General features: G+C 71.7%; 21 protein-coding genes. 13 read left to right on the top strand and 8 right to left on the bottom strand.

The annotated features are described in order from the left end of the window. Window positions 1–139 precede the first annotated feature (139 nt). The 3 genes from AB0C19_RS16545 to AB0C19_RS16555 all read left to right on the top strand — a co-directional run bounded on the left by AB0C19_RS16545 (window position 140) and on the right by AB0C19_RS16555 (window position 3,441). Complete coding sequence (locus tag AB0C19_RS16545) at window positions 140–754, top strand: dihydrofolate reductase family protein (protein ID WP_357185550.1); 615 nt, start codon at window positions 140–142, stop codon at window positions 752–754. A gap of 226 nt (window positions 755–980) precedes the next feature. Next, window positions 981–1,874 carry an SGNH/GDSL hydrolase family protein gene (locus AB0C19_RS16550; protein ID WP_357185553.1) on the top strand — a complete coding sequence of 298 codons (894 nt, stop codon included), beginning with the start codon at window positions 981–983 and terminating at the stop codon, window positions 1,872–1,874. Window positions 1,875–2,001: 127 nt separating this feature from the next. Further along, window positions 2,002–3,441, top strand: coding sequence for a protein kinase (locus AB0C19_RS16555; protein ID WP_357185556.1), 1,440 nt, complete (start codon window positions 2,002–2,004; stop codon window positions 3,439–3,441). Window positions 3,442–3,591: 150 nt separating this feature from the next. On the opposite strand, the gene AB0C19_RS16560 is transcribed toward AB0C19_RS16555, so the two are convergent. From AB0C19_RS16560 to AB0C19_RS16570, 3 genes are all read right to left on the bottom strand, one after another. Further along, the gene (locus AB0C19_RS16560) at window positions 3,592–4,620 is read right to left on the bottom strand and encodes a glycoside hydrolase family 11 protein (protein ID WP_357185559.1); all 1,029 of its coding nucleotides are present in this window, start codon (window positions 4,618–4,620) and stop codon (window positions 3,592–3,594) included. A gap of 428 nt (window positions 4,621–5,048) precedes the next feature. After that, the gene (locus AB0C19_RS16565; protein ID WP_357185952.1) at window positions 5,049–6,194 is read right to left on the bottom strand and encodes a DUF6596 domain-containing protein; all 1,146 of its coding nucleotides are present in this window, start codon (window positions 6,192–6,194) and stop codon (window positions 5,049–5,051) included. A gap of 8 nt (window positions 6,195–6,202) precedes the next feature. Further along, complete coding sequence (locus AB0C19_RS16570; protein ID WP_238685009.1) at window positions 6,203–6,610, bottom strand: YciI family protein; 408 nt, start codon at window positions 6,608–6,610, stop codon at window positions 6,203–6,205. Between the two features lie 198 nt (window positions 6,611–6,808). Here AB0C19_RS16570 and AB0C19_RS16575 point away from each other — a divergent pair, with 198 nt between their 5' ends. The 7 genes from AB0C19_RS16575 to AB0C19_RS16605 all read left to right on the top strand — a co-directional run bounded on the left by AB0C19_RS16575 (window position 6,809) and on the right by AB0C19_RS16605 (window position 16,193). Then, on the top strand, window positions 6,809–7,264 hold the full coding sequence (locus AB0C19_RS16575) for a Fur family transcriptional regulator (RefSeq protein ID WP_308193682.1): 456 nt from the start codon (window positions 6,809–6,811) through the stop codon (window positions 7,262–7,264). Continuing rightward, window positions 7,261–9,537 (top strand): catalase/peroxidase HPI, encoded by a 2,277-nt coding sequence (gene katG, locus AB0C19_RS16580; RefSeq protein WP_357185563.1) that lies wholly within the window; start codon window positions 7,261–7,263, stop codon window positions 9,535–9,537. Before AB0C19_RS16575 ends, katG begins: the two co-directional genes overlap by 4 nt. Window positions 9,538–9,782: 245 nt before the next feature. Beyond that, window positions 9,783–11,075, top strand: a complete 1,293-nt coding sequence (locus AB0C19_RS16585) for a glycosyltransferase family 4 protein (protein WP_357185566.1) — start codon at window positions 9,783–9,785, stop codon at window positions 11,073–11,075. Between the two features lie 180 nt (window positions 11,076–11,255). Further along, on the top strand, window positions 11,256–12,713 hold the full coding sequence (locus AB0C19_RS16590) for an O-antigen ligase family protein (RefSeq protein WP_357185569.1): 1,458 nt from the start codon (window positions 11,256–11,258) through the stop codon (window positions 12,711–12,713). Window positions 12,714–12,737: 24 nt separating this feature from the next. Beyond that, window positions 12,738–13,751: a Wzz/FepE/Etk N-terminal domain-containing protein gene (locus AB0C19_RS16595; RefSeq protein WP_357185572.1), complete on the top strand. Its 1,014-nt coding sequence runs from the start codon at window positions 12,738–12,740 to the stop codon at window positions 13,749–13,751. 31 nt (window positions 13,752–13,782) lie between these two features. Further along, entirely contained in the window at window positions 13,783–15,342 is a 1,560-nt protein-coding gene (locus tag AB0C19_RS16600; RefSeq protein ID WP_357185575.1) for an oligosaccharide flippase family protein, read from the top strand. Beyond that, window positions 15,339–16,193, top strand: coding sequence for a sulfotransferase (locus AB0C19_RS16605; protein ID WP_357185578.1), 855 nt, complete (start codon window positions 15,339–15,341; stop codon window positions 16,191–16,193). Before AB0C19_RS16600 ends, AB0C19_RS16605 begins: the two co-directional genes overlap by 4 nt. Here AB0C19_RS16605 and AB0C19_RS16610 read toward each other — a convergent pair. From AB0C19_RS16610 to AB0C19_RS16620, 3 genes are read right to left on the bottom strand one after another with little or no spacing between them, the layout of a single operon-like run. Beyond that, complete coding sequence (locus tag AB0C19_RS16610; RefSeq protein ID WP_357185581.1) at window positions 16,190–17,662, bottom strand: hypothetical protein; 1,473 nt, start codon at window positions 17,660–17,662, stop codon at window positions 16,190–16,192. The genes AB0C19_RS16605 and AB0C19_RS16610 overlap by 4 nt on opposite strands. After that, entirely contained in the window at window positions 17,659–18,438 is a 780-nt protein-coding gene (locus tag AB0C19_RS16615) for a sulfotransferase (RefSeq protein ID WP_357185584.1), read from the bottom strand. Before AB0C19_RS16615 ends, AB0C19_RS16610 begins: the two co-directional genes overlap by 4 nt. Further along, a complete protein-coding gene (locus tag AB0C19_RS16620) occupies window positions 18,431–19,393 on the bottom strand; it encodes a hypothetical protein (RefSeq protein ID WP_357185587.1) in 963 nt (320 codons plus the stop codon). The genes AB0C19_RS16615 and AB0C19_RS16620 overlap by 8 nt, the downstream gene beginning before the upstream one ends. A 258-nt stretch (window positions 19,394–19,651) precedes the next feature. Here AB0C19_RS16620 and AB0C19_RS16625 point away from each other — a divergent pair, with 258 nt between their 5' ends. Genes AB0C19_RS16625 through AB0C19_RS16635 form a run of 3 tightly spaced genes read left to right on the top strand, consistent with a single transcriptional unit; the run spans window position 19,652 to window position 22,881 of the window. After that, window positions 19,652–20,935, top strand: a complete 1,284-nt coding sequence (locus AB0C19_RS16625; RefSeq protein WP_357185590.1) for a glycosyltransferase family 4 protein — start codon at window positions 19,652–19,654, stop codon at window positions 20,933–20,935. Beyond that, the gene (locus tag AB0C19_RS16630; RefSeq protein ID WP_357185593.1) at window positions 20,932–21,948 is read left to right on the top strand and encodes a sulfotransferase; all 1,017 of its coding nucleotides are present in this window, start codon (window positions 20,932–20,934) and stop codon (window positions 21,946–21,948) included. The genes AB0C19_RS16625 and AB0C19_RS16630 overlap by 4 nt, the downstream gene beginning before the upstream one ends. A 3-nt stretch (window positions 21,949–21,951) precedes the next feature. Continuing rightward, complete coding sequence (locus AB0C19_RS16635) at window positions 21,952–22,881, top strand: sulfotransferase (RefSeq protein WP_357185596.1); 930 nt, start codon at window positions 21,952–21,954, stop codon at window positions 22,879–22,881. Here the strand turns inward: AB0C19_RS16635 and AB0C19_RS16640 are convergent. Next, window positions 22,860–23,348, bottom strand: a complete 489-nt coding sequence (locus AB0C19_RS16640) for a hypothetical protein (RefSeq protein WP_357185599.1) — start codon at window positions 23,346–23,348, stop codon at window positions 22,860–22,862. The genes AB0C19_RS16635 and AB0C19_RS16640 overlap by 22 nt on opposite strands. Continuing rightward, window positions 23,345–24,622, bottom strand: coding sequence for a signal peptidase I (locus tag AB0C19_RS16645; protein WP_357185601.1), 1,278 nt, complete (start codon window positions 24,620–24,622; stop codon window positions 23,345–23,347). The genes AB0C19_RS16640 and AB0C19_RS16645 overlap by 4 nt, the downstream gene beginning before the upstream one ends.

Consider the following 24,622-nt stretch of genomic DNA (forward strand, 5'->3'; position numbering starts at 1 on the left):
AGCCCGCCCGCACCACGGAGAGCCCAGCCGACAAAAGACGGGTACGACATACAGCGGCGGGACGGGTCTGTGGCGGTCGAGTTTGGGATGATGCGCCGGTCGATCCACCGACATCACCCAACTCGAAGGGGCCTCCGCGATGGCAAAAGTCATCTCCACGCTGTTCATCTCGGCCGACGGTGTGGCCGAGATCGACCCGGACTGGCACTTCCCGTACTTCGACGAGAACATGGGCCGCGCCGTCACCGAGGACTATGACGCCGCCGATGTGCTGCTCATCGGCCGGGAGACGTACGACAGCTTCGCCGGGGCCTGGCCCGGCCGGGAGGCCGCCGGTGGCGAGGACGCGCCGTTCGCCAAGCAGCTCGGCGACATGCGTAAGGTCGTCGTCTCGCGTCAGCCGTTGGAGTTTTCCTGGCGCAACTCGGAGGTGATCGACGGGAACCTCCTCGACGCCGTCACCGCGCTCAAGGCCGATGCCGGTGTCCGGGGGATCCTCATCCCCGGGTCGATCTCCGTGGTGCAGCAACTGCTCGCCGCGGGTCTGGTCGACGAGCTGCGCCTGCTGGTGCACCCGGTGGCCGCGCGTCATGGCCGCAAGCTGTTCGACGAGGGCGATGCGGCGTACCACCTGCGACTTGTGGCTTCGGAGGCGTTCCCGACGGGTGTCCTTCGCGTGATCTACGCGCCGGGCACTGCGCCGGCGCCGGTCGGCTACGACGAGATCACCGACCAGGTGCCGGCCGGAAACTAGGTTGGGTTCGGGGGCGTAAGCACGGCATGCGGGTGGAGTGGAACGCAGGCAGTCCCGGCGGATCCGGGTCACCGGCGCCCAGCGGTACGCGCGGCTGGATTGACCGCCACCGATTCATCCCACACTTCGGGCCGGCGTTTAGTGAGGGCTATCGATATTGACGGTTGGCGTCGGCGGCGAAAGGATCTCGGGCACCACCACCCTGATCCCCCTCCTGGGAGGCGCCATGACCCGTCCCCGCCTGCCCCGCCTGCGGGCAGCCACCCGGTTGGCCGCACTCGCCCTCGCCGCCGCCGGCGTGCTGCTCACCGTCGCCACCCCCGCCAGCGCCGCCGTGCCCACCGGCCGTTACGTCGCGCTGGGCGACTCGTACACCGCAGGTCCGCTGATCCCCACCCAGGTCGACCTCAACTGCCTGCGGTCCAACCGCAACTATCCGTCGCTGGTGGCGGCGTCCGCCGGCTCGTCGTCCTTCGCCGACGTGAGCTGCTCCGGCGCCACCACTGACGACATCCTCTACGGCGGTAGCGGCCAACTGGGCATCACGTTGCCGCCGCAGCTCAACGCTGTCACGTCGAACACGTCGCTGGTGACGGTGCAGATCGGCGGCAACGACATCGGCTTCTCCGGCATCATCGGCGACTGCGCGGAGGCGAGCGTCAGCAGCCCGCTCGGATCTCCGTGCAAGAACCGGTACACCGCCGGAGGGGTCGACCAGTTGCAGGCGCGGATCGTCGCCGCCACACCGAAGATCACCGCCGTGCTCCAGGCGGTCCGGCAGGCCGCACCGGGGGCGCGGGTCGTGGTGCTCGGCTATCCGGCGATCCTGCCGGACAGCGGCTACGGCTGCTGGCCGGTCGTTCCGATCGCCTACCAGGACGTGCCGTACCTGCGTGGCGTCGAGAAGTCGCTCAACGCGATGCTGGCCAGCGTCGCGAGCGCCAACGGCGCCACCTACGCCGATGTCTACACCCCGTCGATCGGCCGTGACGCGTGCAAGGGCAGCGGCACCCGGTGGATCGAGGGTCTGGTGCCGCAGAACTCGGCCGCGCCGTTCCACCCCAACGCCCGAGGTGAGCAGGGCATGGCCACCGCCCTGATCGCCAGGTTGAACAGCTGACCGGGCCGTAGGCGGCCGAGCCCGCCCCGCCGGCAGCGGCGGGGCGGGCTTCTCCTGCGGTGCGCCGACGCGGCGCGGTACCAGCCTCGTTGTGCTTGAGATCGGGGAGTCCGGGGTACCGAAAGCTATGCCGAATGTGGGGCAAGTCGTCGGAGACCGTTACCGCCTGGTCGAAAGCATCGCCAGTGGCGGAATGGGTGACGTGTGGCGGGCGGTCGACGAGACCCTCGACCGCTGCGTGGCGGTCAAGATGCTGCAACCACGGTTGGTTGCCGACGGCGGCTTCAGTGAGCGGTTCCGGCGCGAGGCGCGGGCGATGGCGGCCCTGCGTCACCCTGGTGTCGCCCAGGTCTACGACTACGGTGAGGTGTCCCGATCCGGAGCGCTGGCCCTCGCCTACATCGTGATGGAATGCGTGCAGGGGCAGCCCCTGTCGGAGCGGATCACCGAGGTCGGCCGACTGGACGTGGCCGAGACGATGTCGATCGCCGCGCAGACCGCCAGTGCCTTGCAGGCCGCGCATGACGCCGGTGTCGTGCATCGTGACGTCAAACCCAGCAATCTGATCATCGAGCCGGACGGGCACGTCGTACTCGTCGATTTCGGGGTTGCGGTGACCCAGGAAGCGGCGAGCCTGACCGGAGCGAACCAGATCGTCGGCACCGCTTTGTACATGGCACCTGAGCAGGTCGCGAAGAACGAGATCACACCGGCGATCGACATCTACGCGCTGGGGGCTGTCGTCTACCACTGCCTTGCCGGTCGGCCGCCGCACGAGGGCGAGAATGCCGTCGCGGTGGCGCTGCGGCATCTCGAAGAGGAACCGTCGCCGCTGCCCGAGGACGTTCCGGCTGAGGTCCGGCGTGTGGTCGCCACCGCGATGGCCAAGGATCCCGCCCACCGCTTTCCGACGGCAGCGGACATGGCCACTGCGGCGCAGACGCTCGCGGACCCGTCTGACCACCTGCCGGCCACCGCGACCGGAGCGACCGAGGTCGGGGTGCGGACCGAGGTCACGGCTGCCCGGCGGTCGGCCCTCGGCGGCACGGTGGGCCGGGCCGTCACTCCCGGGCCCAGAGCGCTCGCGGTGCTTCTCGGATCGCTGGCCGCCGCGGCTGCCGTCCTGGTGCTCGCCGATCCCATCGGGATCATGCCCGGTCCGACCGGGCGCCCGTCGACGCCTCCCGCGGTGCCGCCCGCGGTGTCGCCAACGGTGCCGCCCGAGCGGGAACCGGGCCCCGGCCTCGGCGGCGGTGAACCGGCCACCCGCAGTTCTGCCGGCCTGCCGGTCCGGGCGCCAGGCTCTCCGACTCCGACGCCCACCCGGGGCGAGCAAACGGTGGATCCGTCGACTCCGTCCGGTGGGAGCACTACTGACGCGCCGGGTCCCACCGCTTCCGAGAGCGCTCCTGCGGAGCCGACGAAAGCCCCCACGCCAGCCCCGACGGGCGGAACGACAGCGCCGCCGACTTCGGGGACGACGGAGAACCCAGCGTCGGACCCGACCTCGCAACCGTCGGCGGAGGAATCGACTGCCGGAGGAGAGACCGCGGCGCCGCAGGTGTAGCGGACGGCGGCAACAACCGGAGGTGCCGCACCGGCAACCCCGGGGCCGTCATGGACACCGAGGCGGACGGGGGTTGCCTGCGCAACGCAGTCTGGCGTGGCGACCGAGGCCGCCACGCCAGTGATGCGATGTGTCAGGAACCTATCGGGGTCAACTGGTGCGACAGCTGATCGTCGGCCAGTTCCAGTTGCCGTTGGCCATGATCGTTAGGCCGAAGTTGTTGCCGTTGCCGTTCGGCGTCGCGGTGACGGTGCCACTGTTGCCGTTGACGGCGGCGTTCCAGCTGTTCTGAACGCTCTGGCCGCCGCCGAGGCCGAGGCTGACGACCCAGTTGTTGGTGCCGCTGACCGCGACATTGAGGTTGAACCGGTCACCCCACTGCTGGCCGGCGGAGATCGTCGCGTTGCAGTTGCCGGTCCCCGGGTTGCCGGTGGGGGGCGGGGTGGTCGGGTTGCCGCCGCCGCCGCTGCCCTCCCGGACCGTGATGTCGGAGCTTCCGCTGCTCTGGTAACCCTCGGTGGCCATGACCTGGTAGCTGTGGTTGGTGCCGAGGTTCAGGCCGGCCCGGGCCCAGGCGTCGAAGTGGTTGGCGGTGGTGATGGTGCCACTGGAGCGCTTCTGCTGGCGGACGCTCCAGAACTGGTAGAACGTCTGGTTGCCGTCGATCGACGGGGCGTTGACCCGCTGGCTGCGGAGGATGTCGTAGGTGCCGCCGTCGGTGGTGACGGTGCCCATCCGCTGCGCGCCGCTGCTCGGGTTGTAGGTGCCGAAGTTCTCCACCACGTAGTACTCGATGAGCGGGCTACGCGTCCATCCGTACAGGGCGAGGTAGGTGTTGTTGTTGCCCGGGTTGTAGCTGCCCGAGTAGGTGACCGTCCGTCGGTTGCCGGTGGCCCAACCCTTGCCGCCGACCCAGTTGTTGGTGCTCCTGTCCCAGCTGCTGGTGTACCGGCCGTCGGCGCGCAGCGTCATGCTGGCGTTGCCGCTGTCCTTCCAGAACGAGAAGTAGTACCCGTTGTGCGTGCCGGTGAGGTTCGACGTGAGGGTCCGGTCGGCCTCGGCGTACGCGTTGGTGGCCGTCATCGTGCCGGCGACGGCCATGACGGCGGCGCATGCGGCGCCCAGGAGCAGCCGCATGCGGCCGCGGCCTCTCGGTTTGGTGTGGCTGGTGTCGGTCATGGAACTGTTGCCTCCTCTGACGGCTGGCGGGGGCCAGCGGCGCGGTACGCCTCGGCAGGCTGCCGGTGGTCGGGTAACGGCCACGGCGTCGTACCGCTCGGTGGTGGTGGGCCGGTCGTCCTGCACGGCGACCGGAGGAGTGGGTCGTGGTGGCTGGTGCTGACGACAATCGAGCGCCGTCGATGGCGACCGTATTAACCCAGCCGTCCACTTGTCAACAATTTTCGGAAACAGGGTGGCAACACCGCTGTCGTCGCCGGAGCGGTATCCATCCAGGTCAGTAGTCGATCAGAGTCCAGGTCGGTCACCGCGTCGTCGGAACAGCCGAACGTCGGCCGGGGTGGGGTCTGCCGAAAGTTCCGGAGACTTTCCGGACCAGGTCCCCGGCCGTGGCCAGCGGCACGGCAGGCGCTCCCGTTGCGCGAGGGTCAGCGACGCGGCAGGGCGTTGAGCCGAGCGGCCTGGCGGGTCAGGTGGTCGCGTTCGGCGAGGTTGGGGGCCTGCTGGGCGGCCTCGGCGTACAGCCGTGCCGCCGTTGTCAGATCGCCGTCGCGCTCGTGCAGGTACGCCGCCACCGCCGTGTACCGGGGCAGTGCGTCGTCCACCGCCGCGAGTGCCTTCAGCCCGGCCCGGGGGCCGTCGGCCTCACCGACCGCCACCGCGCGGTTGAGTCGGACGACCGGGTTCCCGGTCAGGAGCGCGAGTTCGTCGTACCACTCCACGATCTGCACCCAGTCGGTCTCGGCGGCGGTCGGCGCGTCCGCGTGCAGCGCGGCGATGGCGGCCTGGGCCTGGAACTCGCCCAGTTGGTCGCGGGCCAGGGCCACCTGCAGGATCTCGACACCCTCGGCGATCGACCGGGTGTCCCAGCGTCTGCGGTCCTGCTCGGCGAGCGGGACCAGGCTGCCGTCGGGCGCGGTCCGGGCGGCGCGCCGGGCGTGGTGCAACAGCATGAGGGCGAGCAGTCCCGCCACCTCTGGGTGGTCGATCGCGGCCGAGAGCTGCCGGGTGAGCCGGATGGCCTCGGCGGCGAGGTCCACGTCACCGGAGTAGCCCTCGTTGAACACCAGGTAGAGGACGCGCAGCACGGTGGCGACGTCACCGGGTCGGTCGAGCCGCAGCCCGGACACGGTGCGCTTGGCCCGGCTGATGCGCTGCGCCATGGTCGCCTCGGGCACCAGGTAGGCGTGGGCGATCTGCCGGGTGGTCAGCCCGCCGACGGCGCGCAGCGTGAGCGCGACAGCGGACGACGGCGTCAGCGACGGGTGGGCGCACAGGAAGTAGAGCTGGAGCGTGTCGTCAACGATGGGGGCGGGCCCTGGCGCCGGCTCCTCGTCGACGAGATCCTCCCGCCGACGGCGAGCGGTGTCGGCTCGGGCCGCGTCGAGGAACCGTCGCCACGCCACAGTGGTCAGCCAGCCCAACGGGTCGCGCGGCGGGTCGGCCGGCCAGACCCGGACCGCCTCGACCAAAGCGTCCTGCACGGCGTCCTCGGCCGCCGCGAAGTCGATTCCGCGGCGGACGAGGATCCCGAGGACGCTCGGCGTGAGGCTGCGCAGCAGCGTCTCGTCCATCGGAGCCGTCACTCAGTGATGGTGGGGGGCTCGCTCAGGAACGGGCGCAGCTCCAGCCACTCGTGGATCGGCTTCCCGCCCGCCCCGGGAGCTGCCGACAGCTCCCCGGCCAGCTCGACGGCCCGGTCGTGACTGTCGACGTCGATCACCATCCAGCCGGCGATGAGATCCTTGGTCTCGGCGAACGGGCCGTCGGTGACCGGCGGGCGGCCCTCGCCGTCGTACCGGACGAACGTCCCCTCCGGGGCGAGGGCCTGGGCGTCGACGAACTCCCCGGTGCCCTCGAGTCGGGCCGCGAAGTCGCGCATGTACTGCACGTGGTCCGAGATCTCCGCCGGCGTCCACTGGTCCATCGGCACGTCGTTCACCGTGGCCGGGGTGCCCCGGTAGTGCTTGAGCAGCAGGTACTTCGCCATCGTGGTGCTCCTCGGTGCTGGCTGCGACCCATTGTGGTCGCGTTCACTGCGGGGACGAAGCCGGTAGGCGCTTCTCGACATCGCTGTCCGGTTTTTTTCCTTCCGCAGGTTAATCTCGGGTGAATCGTCCGCCGTTGGGGTACCTCGGGGGCCGCAAAACTTGATTCGTTCCAAAATAGTGAGCTAGTGTTCGTACCCGTGATGTCCGACTTCGAGGCGCAGCTGCGGGCCGTCTCGTTGCGCGTGACCCGGCCCCGGTTGGCGGTGCTCGCGGCGCTGCGCGACCACCCGCACGTCGGCACCGACGCGGTGATCGCGCTGGTCCGCGCGGAGCAGCCCACTGTCTCCCACCAGGCGGTGTACGACGTGCTGCGCGTGCTCACCGACGCCGGCCTGGTGCGGCGTATCCAGCCGGCCGGGGCGACGGCCCGCTACGAGTCCCGGATCGCGGACAACCACCACCATGTCGTGTGCCGCTCCTGCGGCGCCATCGCCGACGTCGACTGCGCCGTCGGTCACGCCCCCTGTCTCACCGCCTCGGGCGACCACGGTTTCACGGTCGACGAGGCGGAGGTCGTCTACTGGGGCACCTGCCCCGACTGCGCGACCGACCGCACGCCCCAGAGATCCGCAAGCTCGGAAGGAAGTACATGAGCGACACCCAGGACAACGGCCCCGTCAGTGCGCAGGGCGTGGACCAGAAGGCAGCGGCCGGCTGCCCGGTCGCGCACGACTCGGTGACCGCGCACGGCAGCGAGAGCGAGAACCCGGCGATCGACTCGCCGACCCCGAAGACCGGTGGTCGCCCGCGCACCAACCGGGACTGGTGGCCCAACCAGCTCGACCTGTCGGTGCTGCACGCCCACTCGTCCAAGGGCAACCCGCTGGGCGAGAACTTCAGCTACGCCAAGGAGTTCGCGAAGCTCGACGTCGAGGCCCTCAAGCGCGACATCGTCGAGGTCCTCACCACCTCGCAGGACTGGTGGCCGGCCGACTTCGGCCACTACGGCGGCCTGATGATCCGGATGAGCTGGCACGCCGCCGGCACGTACCGCATCGAGGACGGCCGCGGCGGCGCCGGCGACGGTGGGCAGCGGTTCGCCCCGCTCAACAGCTGGCCGGACAACGCCAACCTGGACAAGGCCCGCCGGCTGCTCTGGCCGGTCAAGCAGAAGTACGGCCAGCAGATCTCCTGGGCCGACCTGCTCGTGCTCGCCGGCAACGTCGCCCTGGAGTCGATGGGCTTCAAGACCTTCGGCTTCGGCTTCGGTCGCGAGGACGTCTGGGAGCCCGAGGAGATCTTCTGGGGTCCGGAGGACACCTGGCTGGGCGACGAGCGCTACGCCTCCGAGAAGGAGATGGCGGCCGGCGTCGGCTCGACCGAGATGGGGCTCATCTACGTCAACCCGGAGGGCCCGCGCGGTAACGCGGACCCGGCCGCGGCGGCGCACTTCATCCGCGAGACCTTCGGCCGGATGGCGATGAACGACGAGGAGACCGTCGCCCTCATCGCCGGTGGTCACACCTTCGGTAAGACCCACGGTGCCGGCGTCGCCGACAACCACGTGGGCCCGGAGCCCGAGGGCGCTGCGCTGGAGGCGCAGGGCCTGGGTTGGCTGAGCACCCACGGCAGCGGCAAGGGCGCCGACACGATCACCAGTGGTCTCGAGGTGACGTGGACCGACGTGCCGACGCAGTGGAGCAACCGCTTCTTCGAGATCCTCTTCGGCTACGAGTGGGAGCTCACCACCAGCCCTGGCGGTGCGAAGCAGTGGGTCGCCAAGGACGCCGAAGCGATCATCCCGGACGCTTTCGACGCGGCGAAGAAGCACCGGCCGACGATGCTCACGACCGACCTGTCGCTGCGCGTCGACCCGGCGTACGAGAAGATCTCCCGCCGCTTCCTGGAGAACCCAGACCAGTTCGCGCTGGCCTTCGCCAAGGCGTGGTACAAGCTGTTGCACCGCGACATGGGCCCGATCGAGCGCTTCCTCGGGCCGTGGGTGGCCGAGCCGCAGCTCTGGCAGGACCCGGTGCCGGCCGTCGACCACGAGCTGGTGGGCGACGCCGACGTCGCCGCGCTCAAGGCGAAGGTCCTGGAGTCCGGTCTCACGATCGACCAGCTGGTCTCCACCGCCTGGGCCTCTGCCGCGAGCTTCCGGCACACCGACAAGCGGGGCGGCGCCAACGGCGCGCGCATTCGCCTCGAGCCGCAGCGCAGCTGGGAGGTCAACCAGCCCGAGCAGCTGGCCACCGTCCTCACCACCCTTGAGGGCATCCAGCAGGAGTTCAACTCCGCCGGCGGGGCGAGCATCTCGCTGGCCGACCTGATCGTGCTGGCCGGTTCGGCCGCGGTGGAGAAGGCGGCGCGGGACGCCGGCGTCGAGGTGACTGTTCCGTTCCGGCCGGGCCGCACCGACGCGACCCAGGAGCAGACCGACACCGATTCCTTCCGGGTGATGGAGCCGCGCGCCGACGGTTTCCGCAACTACCTGCGCGCCGGCGAGAAGACCCAGCCGGAGGTGCTGCTCATCGACCGTGCCTACATGCTCAACCTGACCGCGCCCGAGATGACCGTCCTCATCGGCGGCCTGCGCTCCCTCGGCGCCAACGTCGGCGGCAGTCAGCACGGCGTGCTCACCGACCGGCCGGGCGTGCTCACCAACGACTTCTTCGCCAACCTGCTCTCCCCGGGCACCCGGTGGAGCGCGTCGAAGTCCGACGAGCACGTGTACGAGATCCGCGACCTGGCCACCGATGAGGTGAAGTGGACCGCCAGCGCGGTCGACCTCATCTTCGGGTCCAACTCGCAGCTGCGCGCCCTCGCCGAGGTCTACGCCAGCCAGGACGCCCGCGACAAGTTCGTTGCCGACTTCGTGGCCGCCTGGACCAAGGTCATGGAGCTCGACCGGTTCGATCTCGCCTGACAGGTACCACCGACGAGCCCCGGCCGATCCGCACGTGATCGACCGGGGCTCGTCGCCCTTTGCGTGCCGTTCGACGCGGCACCGGCGCCGTCCACCTCGATGTCACCCCGGTGCCATTCCCTTCGCGACGAATCCCATGGATGATTTTCCTGTCTCATTGATCAGCTGGCGGACGGGCCCATCCATGGCAAGGTGTTGACCCTGCCCGGGCGGCGGGCGCGGACCTAGTCACGCAGGGAGTCAACGTGGCCCATCCCGACCTGCAGGCCGAGGACGTGGACCAGCACGCCGAAAGCCCTGCGATACCCCGGCAGCGGGTGGTCCCCGCCCGGCGGTCCCGAGCGGGCGTCGCCGACACCGACACCGTCTGGCGGCCGCTGCGGATCGCGATGATCGGCCAGAAGGGGATACCGGCGACCTACGGCGGGATCGAACGGCACGTGGAGGAGATGGCCAGCCGGCTCGCCAGCTACGGCCACGAGGTCACCGTCTACTGCCGCCGGAGCTACGGCGAGACACCCGCCGACGGCTACCGGGGCGTACGGCTGCGCCAGACCCACACGATCTCGAGTAAACACCTCGACGCCATCGTGCACGCGGCGACCTCGACCATGGCGGCGGTGGCCGCGCGGCCCGACATCGTGCACTACCACGGGCTCGGGCCGGCCCTGGTCGCCCCACTTCCGCGTGCCCTGTCCCGGGCGCGCGTGGTGCTGACAGTGCACGGGCTGGACAACCAGCGGAGCAAGTGGGGGCTCGCCGCGCGGGCGGTGTTGGGCAGCGCCCACTGGTTCAGCGGGTACGTCCCGCACCAGCGGGTGGCGGTTTCCCAGGGGCTCGCCGCCCACTACGGCGTCCGGTTCGGCCGCCCGACGGCCTACATCCCGAACGGCGTGAACCCGGCCCGACCGGCGCGGACCCGTCAGATCCAGGACCGGTTCGGGCTGACCTCCGGCGGCTACCTGCTGCTGGTTGGTCGGCTGGTGCCGGAGAAGGCGGCCGACCTGCTGATCCGGGCCTTCCGCCGGACCGAGACCCCGATGCGCCTGGCGATCGTCGGCGGGTCGTCGTTCACCGACGACTTCGTGGACCGGCTGCGCCGGGAAGCCGGGACGGACGACCGGATCGTCTTCACCGGGTTCGCCTACGGCGACCTGCTCGCCGAGCTGTACGCCGGTGCCGCCGGCTTCGTGCAACCGTCCCGGTTGGAGGGACTGCCATTGACGTTGCTGGAGGCGGCCGCGTACGGGTTGCCGGTGGTCGCCAGTGACATCGCGCCGCACGTCGAGGTGCTCACGTCCGACACCGCCGGCGGGCGGTTGTTCCGTGACGGCGACGAGGACGACCTGGTCCGGGTGTTGACGTCGCTGCTCGCCGACCTGCCGGGTGAACGGGCCGGTGCGCTGGCGCTGGGCGAGCGGATCACCAGCAAATACAGCTGGGACACCGCCGCCCGCGAGTTGGAGCAGCTCTATCTCCGGCTGGCCCCGGAGCCGGGCCGCCGGGCCAGGGCACGACCCACGGGGGTCGCCGACTGACCGGACGGCGTCAGCCGGTGGGGTGTCGGATCAGCCCCCCGGGGGACGGGGCAGTCGGTGCAACGGCCCCTTCTGCCGTCGAGGTGACAGGACTAGATTGAACCGATCTTGTGCCGGGAGGACATCGGTTGGCCGCGCCCGGCAGCGGCCGGGCAGCGCCGATTCAGTTCAGTGGGATCAGTGGAACAACACACGCAGCAGGTCACTCCGCTCATGACCAAGCGGTTCGACCCGACCCGCCTGCTCACCGGCGGCGCGGCGCTGGCCGCCGCGGTCGTGGCGGTGGTCGCGGGCGTCTCGATGGCGGCCGGTGACCGCAGGGGCATGGTGCTACCACTCGCCGCGGTAGCGGGGATCGCTGTGGCCGTCCTCGCGCTGACCCGGTTCGCCGGGTACGTGCTGCTGATGCTCGCGGTGCGCTCCTGCGTCGACCTGTTCAAGCTGACCGGCCCGAGCGCAGGCCAGGCCGACTCCGCCGGAACGGCCCGGGCGGTGGACCCCTCCACGCTGCTCGCGGTGCTGTTCCTCCTCGCCGCCGGGCTCTGGCTGGCCGCACAGCTCAGCCGCCACGGGAGGCTACGCGGATCCCCGCTCAGCTGGGCCATGCTGCTCGTCGGCGCCAGCAGCGTGGTCAGCGCCCTCGGTGCCAGCCGGCCGGCGAACAGCCTGTTGGAGGCGCTGCGGATCCTCACCGTGGTGGTGATGTTCGTGGTGCTGGAACAGCTCATGCCGGACACCGCGGCGATCCGCCGGGTCCTGCTCGCCTGCTACGCCTCCCTGGTGCTGGCGCTGGGCTACACCGTCGTGCTGTCGCTGCTCGGCAATCCGCCGGCCGAGGTGAAGGGTGACTTCACCCGGATCAGCGGCACGTTCAGCCAGTCGACCACGTTCGGCCGCTACCTGATGTTCATGGTGATCTTCGGGTTCGCGGTGTACCGCTTCCTGGATCGTCGACTGCGGGTGTCCCTCGCGGTGCTGCTCGCCCTCTCACTGCTGTTCCTGCTGCTCACCAACACCCGCAGCGCCCTGCTCGGCGCGGCGATCGGCCTGGTGGTGGTCGCGGCGCTGCATCGCAGCAAGCGGATGCTGGTCACCCTCTGCGTGGTGGCGGTTGCCGGGGTGGCACTGGTGCCCGCCGTCGGCGAACGCTTCGCCCAACTCGGTACGTCCCGCGCGGTCGGCGGAGACCCGACCGGAAACACCCTGGCCTGGCGGATCGGCTACTGGACCGAGATCGTCACGCTCGCCGACCGGAACCCGGTGACCGGCATCGGACCCAACATGACCCAGCGTGAGACCGACGAGGCGAAGAAGCCGCACAACGACTTCCTGCGGGCGTACGTGGAGACCGGGCTGCTCGGTCTCGGGGCGTACCTGCTGATGCTGTTCGCCTTCCTGCACACCGCCCGGACCGCGCTGCGGCGCGCGCCTCCGGGCAGCTTCGAGCGCGGCGTCGCGGTCGGGTTCACCGGCTGCGCCGCCGCGTTCGTGGCGGTCAGCGCCGCCTCCAACGTCATTTCCAACGTGGTCACCCTCTGGTACTTCGTCGCGTTCGCCGCGGCGGCCAGCGTGATCGCCCGCCAACCGGCTCCGAACCTGACCGGCGAGCAGCCACGAGGCACGTCCGTCCCGGTTTGACTGAACGACAGCATTGGGGAAAAAGTGGAGATCGTCGACTACCTGCGGGTCGCCCGGCGGCGCCTCTGGGTACTCGTGGGTGTGCCGGTGCTCGCCACCGGCGCCGCGGCCGCCATCGTCCTGCTCGCGCCACAGCAGTTCAGCGGGACCGCGTACGTGGCGGCGCCGGCGCTGGTGGGCGGCGCGGCCGGGACGCAGTACACCGGTACTCAGGCGGCGAACCAGTTCGTCGCGGCGTTCGGCGCGGCGGTCACCTCGCCCCGCGTTCTCGCCGACGTGGCCGCTGACACCGGGGTGCCGCCGGAGCGGTTGCGCGACGGGCTCGCCATCACCCAGGTCGGCGCGAGCAGCCAGTTGGAGGTGACGTACACCGCTGGTGACCGGGCGACCGTCGCGCCGGTGCTGACCGCTACCACCACCCGGGCGCTGGCCTTCCTCTTCTCCTCCCAGGTCGGCATCGCCACCGGTGAGGTCGAGGCGGCCAACGCCGACGTCACGGCGGCGACCAAGGCGATCGGCGAGTGGGAGAAGGCGAACAAGGTCTCCCAGCCGGACCGGATCTACCAGGCCACGCTGGGCGAGCTGACCAGCCTGCGCCAACAGCAGCTCTCCATGCAGGCGGTCGGCAACGGCCGAGGCGTCGACGCGGCGACCGCCGCGATCACCGCCGCCCAGAAGAAGCTCGACGAGCTGGGGCCGAAGCTCCCCGACTACCAGGCCCTGCTCGCCCAGCGGGACGCGGCGACCAACGCCCTGTCCCAGGCGCGGGAAGGGTTGCAGGCGGCGCGGGCCCAGGCCCAGGCGGCCGATCCGAAGCAGGTGACAAGCATCGGCGAGGCGCACGAGGTGAGCCGGATGACGGAGCTGGTGCGCACCGCCCTGCCGGTGGGCGGTGCGGGTCTGCTGCTCGGGGTGCTGCTGGTGGGCGTACTCGAACTGCTCTCCCGAGGTCGTGCCGCCGCCCGGCCGGTGGCCCCGGCGGCGACCACCGCGGCCCCCTCGGCGCCGGCGGAGACCGTGACCGCGGCACGGCCGTGACCGTCGGCGAACGGGCCGCCGGGTGCGCGAGGTGACCGGGCGGTCGCCGGCCGCGCCGGAGGCCGGCGACCGGCAGGTACGCGGCATGGCCCGCGGCGGTGTGCTGAACCTGGGCGGCGCCGTGCTCAGCCAGGTGGCGCTCTTCCTGGTCATGCTGCTGCTGGCCCGGGTCCTGGGTGTACGCGAACTCGGCCGGTACGCCCAGGTCTACGCCGTGCTGTCGCTGCTGGGGCTGCTCTCGCTCTCCGGTTTCCGGGCCGGGCTGACCCGCTTCGTGGCGGTGCACCTCGCCGACGACGAGCCGGCCGCCCTCCGGGGCGCGATCCGGCTCGGGCTCGGCATCTCGGCAGTGGCGTCCACAGTGATCGCCCTCGCTCTGGCGGTCGGCGCGCCGTGGCTCGCCGACGCGCTGCACGACCCGCAGCTCACCACCGGGCTGCGGTTGGCGGCGCTCTGCCTGCCTGCCACCACCGTCTGCGAGGCCGCGCTCGCGGCCACCCGGGGGTGGCGCACGCAACGGGCCTACGCGCTCATCGGCCAGGTCTACGAGCCGGCCGCCCGGCTGGTGCTCACCGCGCTGGCGCTCGCCCTCGGAGCGGGCCTGACCGGCGCGTTCTGGGCGCTGGTGGCGGCGAGCTGGAGCGCGGCCGGGCTCGCCCTGGTGGCGCTCGCCCGGATGGTGCGCCGGGTGCCCGCCGCCCGGCCCGCGTACCGGCCGGGCGAGCTGTTCCGGTTCTCCACTGTCAGCTGGGTCTCCTCGCTGTCGTCCACCGGGCTGATCTGGGTGGACGCGCTGCTGCTCGGCTTCTTCGACTACGGCCCCGACGCGATCGGCGTCTACCACGTGGCGACCCGGCTGGTCACCATCGCGGTGTTCGTGCTGGCGCCGGTGAACGCCTCGTTCGGTCCGCACCTGGCGCACCTCTACCACCAGGGTCGACTGGACGAGGTCCGCCGGATCTACCGGGTCGCCACCGGTTGGGTGCTCCGGCTGTCGTTGCCGGCCTTCGTGGCGTTGCTGGTCTTCCCGGAGCAGTTGCTGCGCCTGGTCGGCGGGCCGGGCCTGGCCGGCGGTGCGGCGGTGACTGTGGTGCTGGCGCTCGGCCAACTCGTCAACGCCGCCACCGGGCCCTGCGGGACGCTGCTGAACATGTCCGGCCGGGTCTCGGTCAACATGCTGGACAACCTCGCGGCCCTGCTGCTCAACGTCCTGCTCAACCTGTGGCTCATCCCGGCGTACGGCATTCTCGGCGCGGCGGTGGCCTGGGCGGTGTCGTTGGCGGCGGTGAACGTCGCCCGGGTCTGGCAGGTGCGCGCGCAGGTGCACACCGTGCCGGTGACGGCGGGCATGGTGAAGGGCCTGATCGCCGCGCTGGCCGCGATGGGCGTCGGGTTCGGTGTGCGGTGGTTGGTCGGAGGCGGGACCGCGCAGCTCGCTGTGGGTCTGGCCGCGATCGTGGCGGCGTACCTCGCCGTGGTGCTCGCCCTCGGGCTCAGTCGGGAGGACGTCATGGTGTTGCGCTCGGTGACCCGCCGAGGCGGTCGACGTGCCGCCGCCGACCCCGGCCCCGCGGTCGAGGTCGGCTCGTGACCGGCGTCGTGCGGCGTCAGGTCACCGACCGGCTGCGCCGGGGGGTACGCGGGGCGCGGGCGTGGGGACGCGCGGCCCGGCCGGGACAGCCCGGTCCGTTGCCCGACTACCTGGTGATCGGCGCACAGCGCTGTGGCACCACGTCGCTGTACCACCACCTCGCCGCGCATCCCCAGGTCCGGGTGGCCAGCGGCAAGGAGTTGCAGTACTTCAGCGTCCACCACGGTCGGGGGGTGCGGTGGTACCGGGGGCACTTCCCGCGCCTCGCCCCGGGTGAGCGCACGTTCGAGGCGAGCCCCTACTACCTGTTCCACCCGAGCGTGCCGGCCCGGGTCGCGGCGACACTGCCGCAGGCCCGATTCGTCGCACTGCTGCGCGATCCGGTGCAGCGGGCCTACTCGCACTACCTGCACACCCGCTCGTACGGCATCGAGCCGCTGTCCTTCGCCGACGCGCTCGACGCGGAGGAGGAGCGGCTGGCCCGGGCAACACGCGGCGGCCCGGACAGCGCCGCCGCGCACCGGGCGTTGCGAAACTATTCGTACGCGGCCCGGGGTCGCTACGCCGAGCAGTTGGAGCGGTGGTTCGCGCAGGTCCCGCGAGAGCGGATCCACGTCGCCCGGACCGAAGACCTGCACACCGACCCGGCCGGCACGTACGGTGACATGCTGCGCTTCCTCGGCCTGCCGGCCTTCACTCCCGAGGCGTTCACCCGGCACACCCGTCGCGTCGACAACGGCGCCTCCCAGCTGACCCCGGCTCTGCGCGAGCGACTCGACGCGTACTTCGCGCCGCACAACGCCCGCCTGACCGCCCTGCTCGACTGGCCCGAAACCTGGCCGGCCCGTTAGCGGACGGTGGCGAGGATCCGGTCCACCGGCTGGTCGGCGCGGAGCAGGACGGGGACGTCGGTCACTGTGGTGCCGTCACCGGCCGCGCCCAGCGGGGAACCCACCACCCCGGTCCTTCCGCCCGGTGTCGCCGGCACTGTCACCGGCGTTTTCGACGCCGACCAGAGCACCAGCGTGCTCGACCCGCCCCGGACGAACGCGACCCCGTGCAGCCTGCCGGCCACCGGGGCGGGCAGCGGGGTGACTGTGGCGTCCCGGGCCGCGTCGGCCAGGGCGGCCAGCATCCGGCCGGCGTCCCGTTCGGCGCCGTCCGGTTCGAGCAGGCCGTAGCGGACCTCGCTGCCGGCGGCGTTGTTCGGGTTGTACGCCAACGGCAGCCAACTGACCTCACCGATCCCGCCCGCGACCAGCAGGGTGACCGTCTTGACCATCTCCGCCGCCCGGCTGGCCGGGTCACCATCGCCGTCGCGCCAGAACTGCCCGACCTCCCACGCCTGGATCGGCATACCCGGCGGTGTGGTGGCGCGCAGGTAGTCCAGCAGCGGGGCCACCCCGCTGAAGTGCTCGTAGAAGTGCACCTGCCGGACATCGACGGTGCGGTCGGTCAGCAGCGACTCGGTCACCGCCAGGAAGCGCAGGCTGCGGCTGTTGGTCTCGGTGCCGAGCGCCCGGCGCAGTTGCGCCTCCCCGGTCACCGCCGGGATCTGCTGCCCCCGGGTGCCGACCCGACGCTGGAAGTACGCCTGGTAGGCGGCGATGGCCTCGGGCATCCGACCGGCGCGCACCAGCCGGTCGGCGACACCCATGCCGTACGCGACGCTGCTGATGCCGGAGTCGACCACCAGCGCCTTCGGGTCGGTCGCGCGGATCGTCTCGGCGGCGGCCCGGACCAGCCGCGCGTACTCCTCGGGACTGCCGGCCCAGTAGCTCGGCGCGTTCACCTCGTTCTCGATGGCGTACTCCCGCACCCCGTACGGGCCGTAGCGCTGCACCACCGAGCGGACGAACCGCTGGTACGCGCCGAGGTCGGTGGGCATCGCCGACTCGGTCTTCTTCGCCGCGCCCCGGGTGTAGCGGGCGGTGCCACCGGTCGCCCAGCACACGCCAGTGCGGATCTTCAGGTGCAGTGTGATGCCCAGCTCCCGGCTGCGCGAGGCGATCTCGTCAAGCCCGGCCCAGTCGGCCTGCCCCGAGGTCCGTTCGATCTCGCACCAGGAGATCTCCTCGTACGTGGCGGAACCGGCGAGCCGGCGCAGGTACGGCCCGAACTGCTGGTACCGCGACCAGTCCCAGTGCGCGCCGAACGGGTTGCTCACCCCGCCGACGGTGCTGGTGGCCTCGGGTGCCGCCGTCGTGGAGGGGGTGGCGGCCGGCGGCGGATCGTCGCCGCCGGCGGTGCAGCCGGCGGTGAGCAGGAGCGTGACGGCGACGGCGGTGGCGACCGCGCGCAGCCGGCCGGGGCGGGTCACCGGTAGCCCAGCGCGCGCAGGGTCGGACCGGAGAACACCCAGACCAGCAGGCGGAGGAACGGGTCGAGTTCGCGACGGTAGCTGCCCACCCGGGAGCCGTAGATCGAGGCGGTGTCGTCCACCGCCGCGCGTCGTCGCTCCGCCTCGGTGGTGTACTTCTGGGCCACGTCGTGCTGCTTGCTGTCGTAGTCGAGGATGCCGTCCTCCCAGGGCTCGCCGAGGAACTCGAAGAGACCCCGCATCGTCTTCTCCGGTTCGCTGACCGCCTGCTCGTACCGCAGCTCGTAGTAGCGGTCCGCCGGCAGGGTCGCGCCGACGGCCCGCGCGGCGCGGATGTAGCGCGGCCACTTCACCACGCACTTGACAGCGGACCAGTAGCCGAACCGTTTGCGGTGCGAAACCACCACGTCGCGTCCGTCCCGGATGAGGTGCACGATCTGGGCGTCCGGGAAGACCTCGGTGACGAAGTCGAGCGACATCGCGTACAGCGGGGTCTTGTCGGCCCACCGGGTCTTGCCCCGCGCGGCGGCGTAGTCGGCGTGCACACCGCCGAAGAAGTCCCGGATCCGGCGCAGCCAGTCCTCGCGCGGAAAACCGAAGCGGGCCAGTCGTTCCCAGTCCCGGCCGACGATCCGTCGCAGGTCCGGCAGGAACCGGGTCTCCGGGCCGCAGCTGATCCGCGAGTGCGAGTCCAGGACGAGGCGCACCATCGTGGTGCCCGACCGCTGGCAGCCGACCAGGAAGATCGGCGCGGTACTGGTTCGGCTCTCAGCCACTGTCGACCGCCTTCGTCGTCTCGGATCGGGCGCCGGCCGCGGCGCTGTCGAGCCGGTCGGTCAGCTCGTCGCAGCGGGCCCGGACGCCGCTGTCGATCGGTAGCCGTCGGTGGCCCGCCGCGCCGTGCGACGCGCGTGGGGCGATGTGCGCGTGCAACCGGGGATGGTAGGGAAAGTCGAGGAAGGCGCAGAGCCGTCGGAGCTGCGCGGCAGGCTCCGCGACCAGGCTTTCGTAGCGGCAGAGCAGCACGTCGGCCCGCCGGCCCAGGCCGAGCTGGAAGAACAGCGAGTTGCGGACGTACCAGAACAGGGCCGCGCCGCTGTGCGGATCCAACCGTTGCGGGTCGTGGGCCCGGATCAGCTCGACGGTGTCGGCGTCGAGGCGCTGCCCCTGCCACCGGCGGCCGATGCTGCCGTCGGCGATCGCGCGCAGGGCCCGAAGGTTCGCGTCACCGAACTTGGCGACCTCGGAGCGGGCCCGGTCGTCGACGTCGCGGTAGACCCAGAGCGCCCGCCCGGGTGTCAGCCCCGGCAGGGCCAGCAGCTCGTCCACGCGGTGGCTCTCGCAGAGCGGTTTGACCAGGACGTACGCGTGTCGGCTGCGGTGGAGGGTGGCCGTCAGCACCGGGTCGGGGCGCAGTTGGAAGCGGTGGAAGACGGTGCTGTCGTTCTCGTTGCGGACCTCGACCTCGGGCGCGGCGTCCAGGCCACGGACCAGCATGTTCGTGCCGGAGCGTTGCAGCCCGACCAGGTAGACAGGCATCGCCGAGCCGGGGGTCCTGCCGGCCCGCCGCCGCCAGCGTCGCTTCGCCAGGGCGGTGCCGATCCGGTCGACCGGGTTGAGGCGGTCCTCCTCGATCAGCCGTCCGATCCCCTCGGTACGCGCCCAGCGCAGATGCCGCCGGACCCGCCGCGCGGTGTACGCGAGCGCGGAGACCTCGTCGTCGGCTGCCACGGTCCTCCTCGTCGGACACCGGCCCGGCCCTACATCTGAGCGGGTGCGACCGGCGGCAGCCAGGCTATCTGGAGATCACGGCGGGAGGCCAGGCCGCGGACCGCACGGGCAGACGAAGATCACCCGTTCAGCCACATGGCAAACGTGAACTGGACTCGCCGACCAGCCCTGCATACCGTGGGCCCTGGCCGGGGCGGGCAGACCCCGGTCATCACCTCCGGGCCCGGTTCGCCCGATCGACGTGAGCAGGGCGAGTCGATGCGCGTGCTGCATGTGAACAAGTTCCTCTACCGCCGTGGCGGCGCGGAGGGGTATCTGCTCGATCTCGCCGACCTGCAACGGGTTGCCGGCGACACTGTCGCCTACTTCGGCATGAGCCACCCGGAGAACGAGTCACCCCTGCCGTACGCGGCGCGGTTCCCGTCCGAAGTGGAGTTGGAGCCGGCGCCGAGCGGGATGCGGCCCCGCGCGGTGGCAGTCGGCCGGATGCTGTGGTCACCGACGAGCCGCCGCGGGCTGGCCCGGGTGATCGACGAGTTTCGGCCGGACGTGCTGCACCTGCACAACATCTACCACCAGCTCTCCCCGTCGGTGCTCGCCGCGGCCCGCGCCGCCGGTGTGCCGTGCGTGCTGACGATGCACGACTACAAGCTCGCCTGCCCGAGCTACCAACTGCTGGACCGTGGTCGCCCCTGCCAGGCGTGCGTCACCGGTGGCCCGTTGCAGGCGGCTCGTCGCCGCTGCAAGGACGGATCGCTGTCGCGCAGTGGCCTGCTCGCCGTCGAGTCCTGGCTGCACAGGCAGTTCGACGCGTACGACCCGGTGCAGCTCTTCGTGAGCCCGAGCGGGTTCCTGGCCGACGTGATGCGCCGCGCTGGCGTCTACCCGGACCGGCTGCGGGTGGTCAATCACTTCGTCGACCTGACCGGCGTCGCGGCCAAGCAGACACCCGGCGGCGGCGTCGTCTTCGCCGGCCGGCTGGCACCGGAGAAGGGCGTCGACGTGCTGATCGAGGCGGCCGCCGCGCTGCCGGACGGGGTCAGCGTGGACATCGCCGGAGACGGCCCGGCCCGCCCGGAGTTGGAGGCGCTCGCCGCGCGGCGGGTGCCCGGCCGGGTCCGGTTCCACGGCCGTCTCGACAAGCCGCGCCTGCACGAGCTGATCCGGTCGGCGGCGGTGGTCGCCGTCCCGTCCCGGTGGCACGAGAACCAACCGATGGCGGTGCTGGAGGCGTTCGCCTGTGGTGTGCCGGTGGTCGCCACCGACCTGGGCGGTCTTCCCGAACTGGTCGAGCCCGAGGTGGATGGCCGCGTCGTCGTCGCCGATGCGCCGACGGCCCTCGGCGACGCGCTCAACGACCTCCTGGCCGACCCGGAGCGGGCGTACCGGATGGGCCGGGCGGGCCGGGCGAAGATTGCCGCCCAGTTCGCTCCGGACCGGCACCTGGACCGGATCCGTGGGCTGTACGCGGAGGCCGCCGAGGCGTTGCCCTCGCGGCAGCGGGCCGGCCGGGCCGCCGCCGGTGGGGGAGCGGCCCGGTGAGCCCGGTACGAGTGCTCTACCTCGCCGGCAGTGGTCGCAGTGGCAGCACTCTGGTGACCACGGTCCTGGGACAGTTGCCGGGCTTCTTCGCGGCGGGCGAGCTGCGCTACCTGTGGCGGCGCGGCATCCTGGAGAACCGGCAGTGCGGCTGCGGTTCCCCGGTGGCCGACTGCCCGCTCTGGTCCCGCGTGCGCGCCGACCTGACCGACGCCGACCCGGCCGGGATCGCCGCCCGGTTGGCCCAGCGGCTGCGGCTGCGCGGACTGCCCGCACTGCTGCGCCGCGAGCGTCGGGGGCAGCCGCCGGTCGCGGGCCACCCCGACGACACCCAGCTGGCCCGGCTCTACGCCTCGATCGCCGAGCACGCCCTGGGCGGCCGGCCGGACGGCGTCATCGTCGACTCGTCCAAGCTGCCGCCGTACGGGGCCCTGCTCGGCAGCCTGCCCGGCATCGACCTGTACGTCCTGCACGTGGTGCGCGACCCGCGCGCCACCGCGTACTCCTGGCGTCGCCGACGCCCGCTGGACGGGCGCGCCGACGATGAGCTGATGAGCCGGCCACCGGTCGGCAAGGCCGCGCTGCTCTGGCTGGTCTGGAACACCGCCACCGTTCGACTGTGGGGCGGCCGTCGCCGTGCGCCGGGCCGCTACCTGCGGGTGCGGTACGAGGACTTCGTGGCCGATCCGGCCGGCGCCACCGCCCGGATCGCCGGCTTCGTCGGCGCGACCCCCGACGAGCTTCCGTTTCCGACACCGGCCACGGTGCGGCTCGCCCCCACCCACTCGGTGGCCGGCAATCCGTCGCGGCACCGCACCGGACTGGTCGACGTGGTCGCCGACACCGAGTGGCTGACCGGGCTGCCCACCCGCGCGTACGCCGTGGTGACCGGGCTGACCGCCGTGGCCCTGACCCGGTTCGGCTACCCGTTGCGCCGCCCGACGGTCACCTCTCCCGCCGCCCGCCTCGCCGCGGACCCGGCCGTCCCCCCACCCGCCACCCGGCAGGAAGGCTGAACGATGCTCTCACTGGTGGTGGGCACCGGTCGTTGCGGTTCGACACTGGTCCAGGAGTTGCTCTCCCGGCATCCCGCTGTCGGCTTCGTCTCCGGCCTGGACGACAAACTGGCCCGGCTCAACCCCAAGGGCAGGTTCAACGGCGCGCTCTACCGGCGTTCGGCGCCGCGCCCGGCGGGCATGACCTCGCTGCGACACAGTCGACGACTGCTGGAGCGGGGCCGACTAAGGGTGGCGCCGTCGGAGGCCTACCACCTGCTCGACCGGCAGGTGCTTGCCGGCTTCTCCCGACCGTGTCGGGACCTGGTGGCCGAGGACCTGACCCCGTTTGTGGCCCGGCGGCTGCGGGCCTTCTTCGACGAGCGCATCGCACGGCAGGGCTGCCAGCAGTTGGTGCAGCACGTCACCGGGTGGCCACGAACCGGTCTGCTGCACGCCGCGTACCCGGAGCTGCGGGTGGTCAACGTGGTGCGCGACGGCCGAGCGGTGGCCAATTCGTGGCTCCAGATGGGCTGGTGGGACGGGTGGCGCGGGCCGGACAACTGGATCTACGGCCCGCTGCCGTCCGACCTGCGCGAGGAGTGGGCGGAGTCCGGTCGTTCCTTCCAGGTGCTCGCCGCGCTGGGCTGGAAGATGCTGATGGACGCCTTCGCGCAGGCCCGGCTGCGTCACCCGGCCGACCAGTGGCTGGACGTGCGCTACGAGGACCTGGTCGAGCAGCCGCGCGAGCAGGTCGGCCGGATGCTCGACTTCCTCGGGCTGAGCTGGTCGACAGCCTTCGAGAAGGGCTTCTCCCGGTACGACTTCACTGTCGGCCGGGCGGAGGCGTACCGGGACGAGCTCAGCCAGGCGCAGCTCGCCGCTATCGAACGGGTGCTGGAGAAGCCGCTGGCCGAGTGGGGCTACCCGGCCTACGGCACGCTGCAGGAGTAGAGCACAGCCGTCAGCATGCTGACCGTGCCGGTGACCGGGGTCGACGTCCAGCCGCCCGGGCCGTTCGCCACCAGGTTGAAGGTGCCGCTTCCGATGGACAGCAGCGCCCCGGAGAGGGTGATCGAGGTGGCGCTGGGGCCGAGAGTTCCGCCGCCGGTGAAGCCGCCCGACAGCGACCAGGTGAAGCCGCTGCGCGTCAGGCCGCCGACCGGCAGGGTCCAGGTGAAGGTCGGCGGGGTGAGCAGACCCGCGGTGCACTGCAGGTTGGTCGGTGGGTTGACAGTGCCGGCCTGCAGCGAGCCGCGGCCGTACTCGGTGTCGGTCCAGGCGGCCAGCGTCGACTGCGGCGGTGGGAGCACGACGGCGGTGCCGGCGAGCAGCAGGGCCGTGGCACCAGCGAGCCAGCGCCGCCGGACGTGACCGGTTCGCTGCGGGGCCGGCAGAGCGCGGATGCGTGCACGTCTCACGGCCGCCCCACAGGGATGCGGTGCCGGCGCGCGGCGCGCACGAGCAGCAGACCGGTGAAGAGCGCACCGCCTCCGGCCAGCACCGGTGTCCACAGGTTGGTTCCGGTGCGCGGCAGCGGGCCGACAGTGCCGCCCGCCGATGCGCTGTCACCGAACCCGGTCGCGGTGACGACCAGGTCCGCCGACCCTGAGGCCACCGAGTTGGCGAGCAGGCTCGCGGTGACGAGCACCCAACGCTGCTGGTCGGCGCGCATCGAGCTGATGGTGATCGGGTGTGCGGTCAGTCTGGCGGCAGGACCGTCGGCGAGGACCTGCTCACCCTGGCCGGTGGGGCAGGCGCCCTTCACCCACCGGATGGCGCAGACGGCGACCTTCACCTGGAGTCCGTCCGGTCGGACGGTGAGGGGGCCCAACGCCGAGAGCGAGATGGTCACCTCACCGGGCTGCCTCGCGTGTGCCGATACGCCCACCTGCCAGGGCACTGGCTGGTCCGGCGCCAGGTTCGTCATGCGATCGTTGTCGCCGATCGAGACCAGCGTGAGGTACCTGCTCCGGATGACCTCCTCGGTGGTGTCCGCACGGGCCTGGCCCGGCGTCGCCAGGACCGCGGCGGCGACGCCCGGCAGTACCGCCAGCACCACCAACATGCGCCCCAGCGTCGAGTCGCCGTGCGCTCCCGGAACGCTCGGCTGGGTGCCGATCTCCGGCACTGCCCCCGCGTCGTCCGGCACCGCCGAATCCGGTCGCCGGCGTCGCCGGGTCCCCTGCTCGCCCCCGCGAGGCCAGAACGCCCACGTGACGATCGCGGCGGCCCCGATCGTGATCAGACTCGTGGCATACACGTTCGACACGGCTCGCACCGCGTACCCGAGCCTGGGCACCGACCACTCCACGAGCCGTACGTGGCTCACCGCGTGCGGTGCGGCGTCGTTGGTCGCGTTCGCGTCCCCCCGCAGGGTGAGCAGGCGGGTGGGCCCGCCGCCGTTGGCGATGTCGACGACCCGGTGGGTGATCGGTGCCAGCGGCGCGCGGTCGACGGTGACGACGTCTCCCACGTGGACCTCGGACGCGGGGATCTCCCGCACCACGGCCAGTGACCCGGCGGGGATGGTCGGGCCCATCGACCCGGTCTTGAACAGGATGAGCGAGATGTCGAAGAAGAACGCCAGCGGGACGAGGACGACGCAGGCCGTCCCACCGACGGCGAGCACTGTCAGCACCAGGTCGCCGACCCGGGCGAGGGTGCCGTGCCGTCGACGTTCGCGTCCCACCAT

The organism is Micromonospora sp. NPDC048842 (genome assembly GCF_040649935.1).
Taxonomy (GTDB): domain Bacteria; phylum Actinomycetota; class Actinomycetes; order Mycobacteriales; family Micromonosporaceae; genus Micromonospora; species Micromonospora hortensis.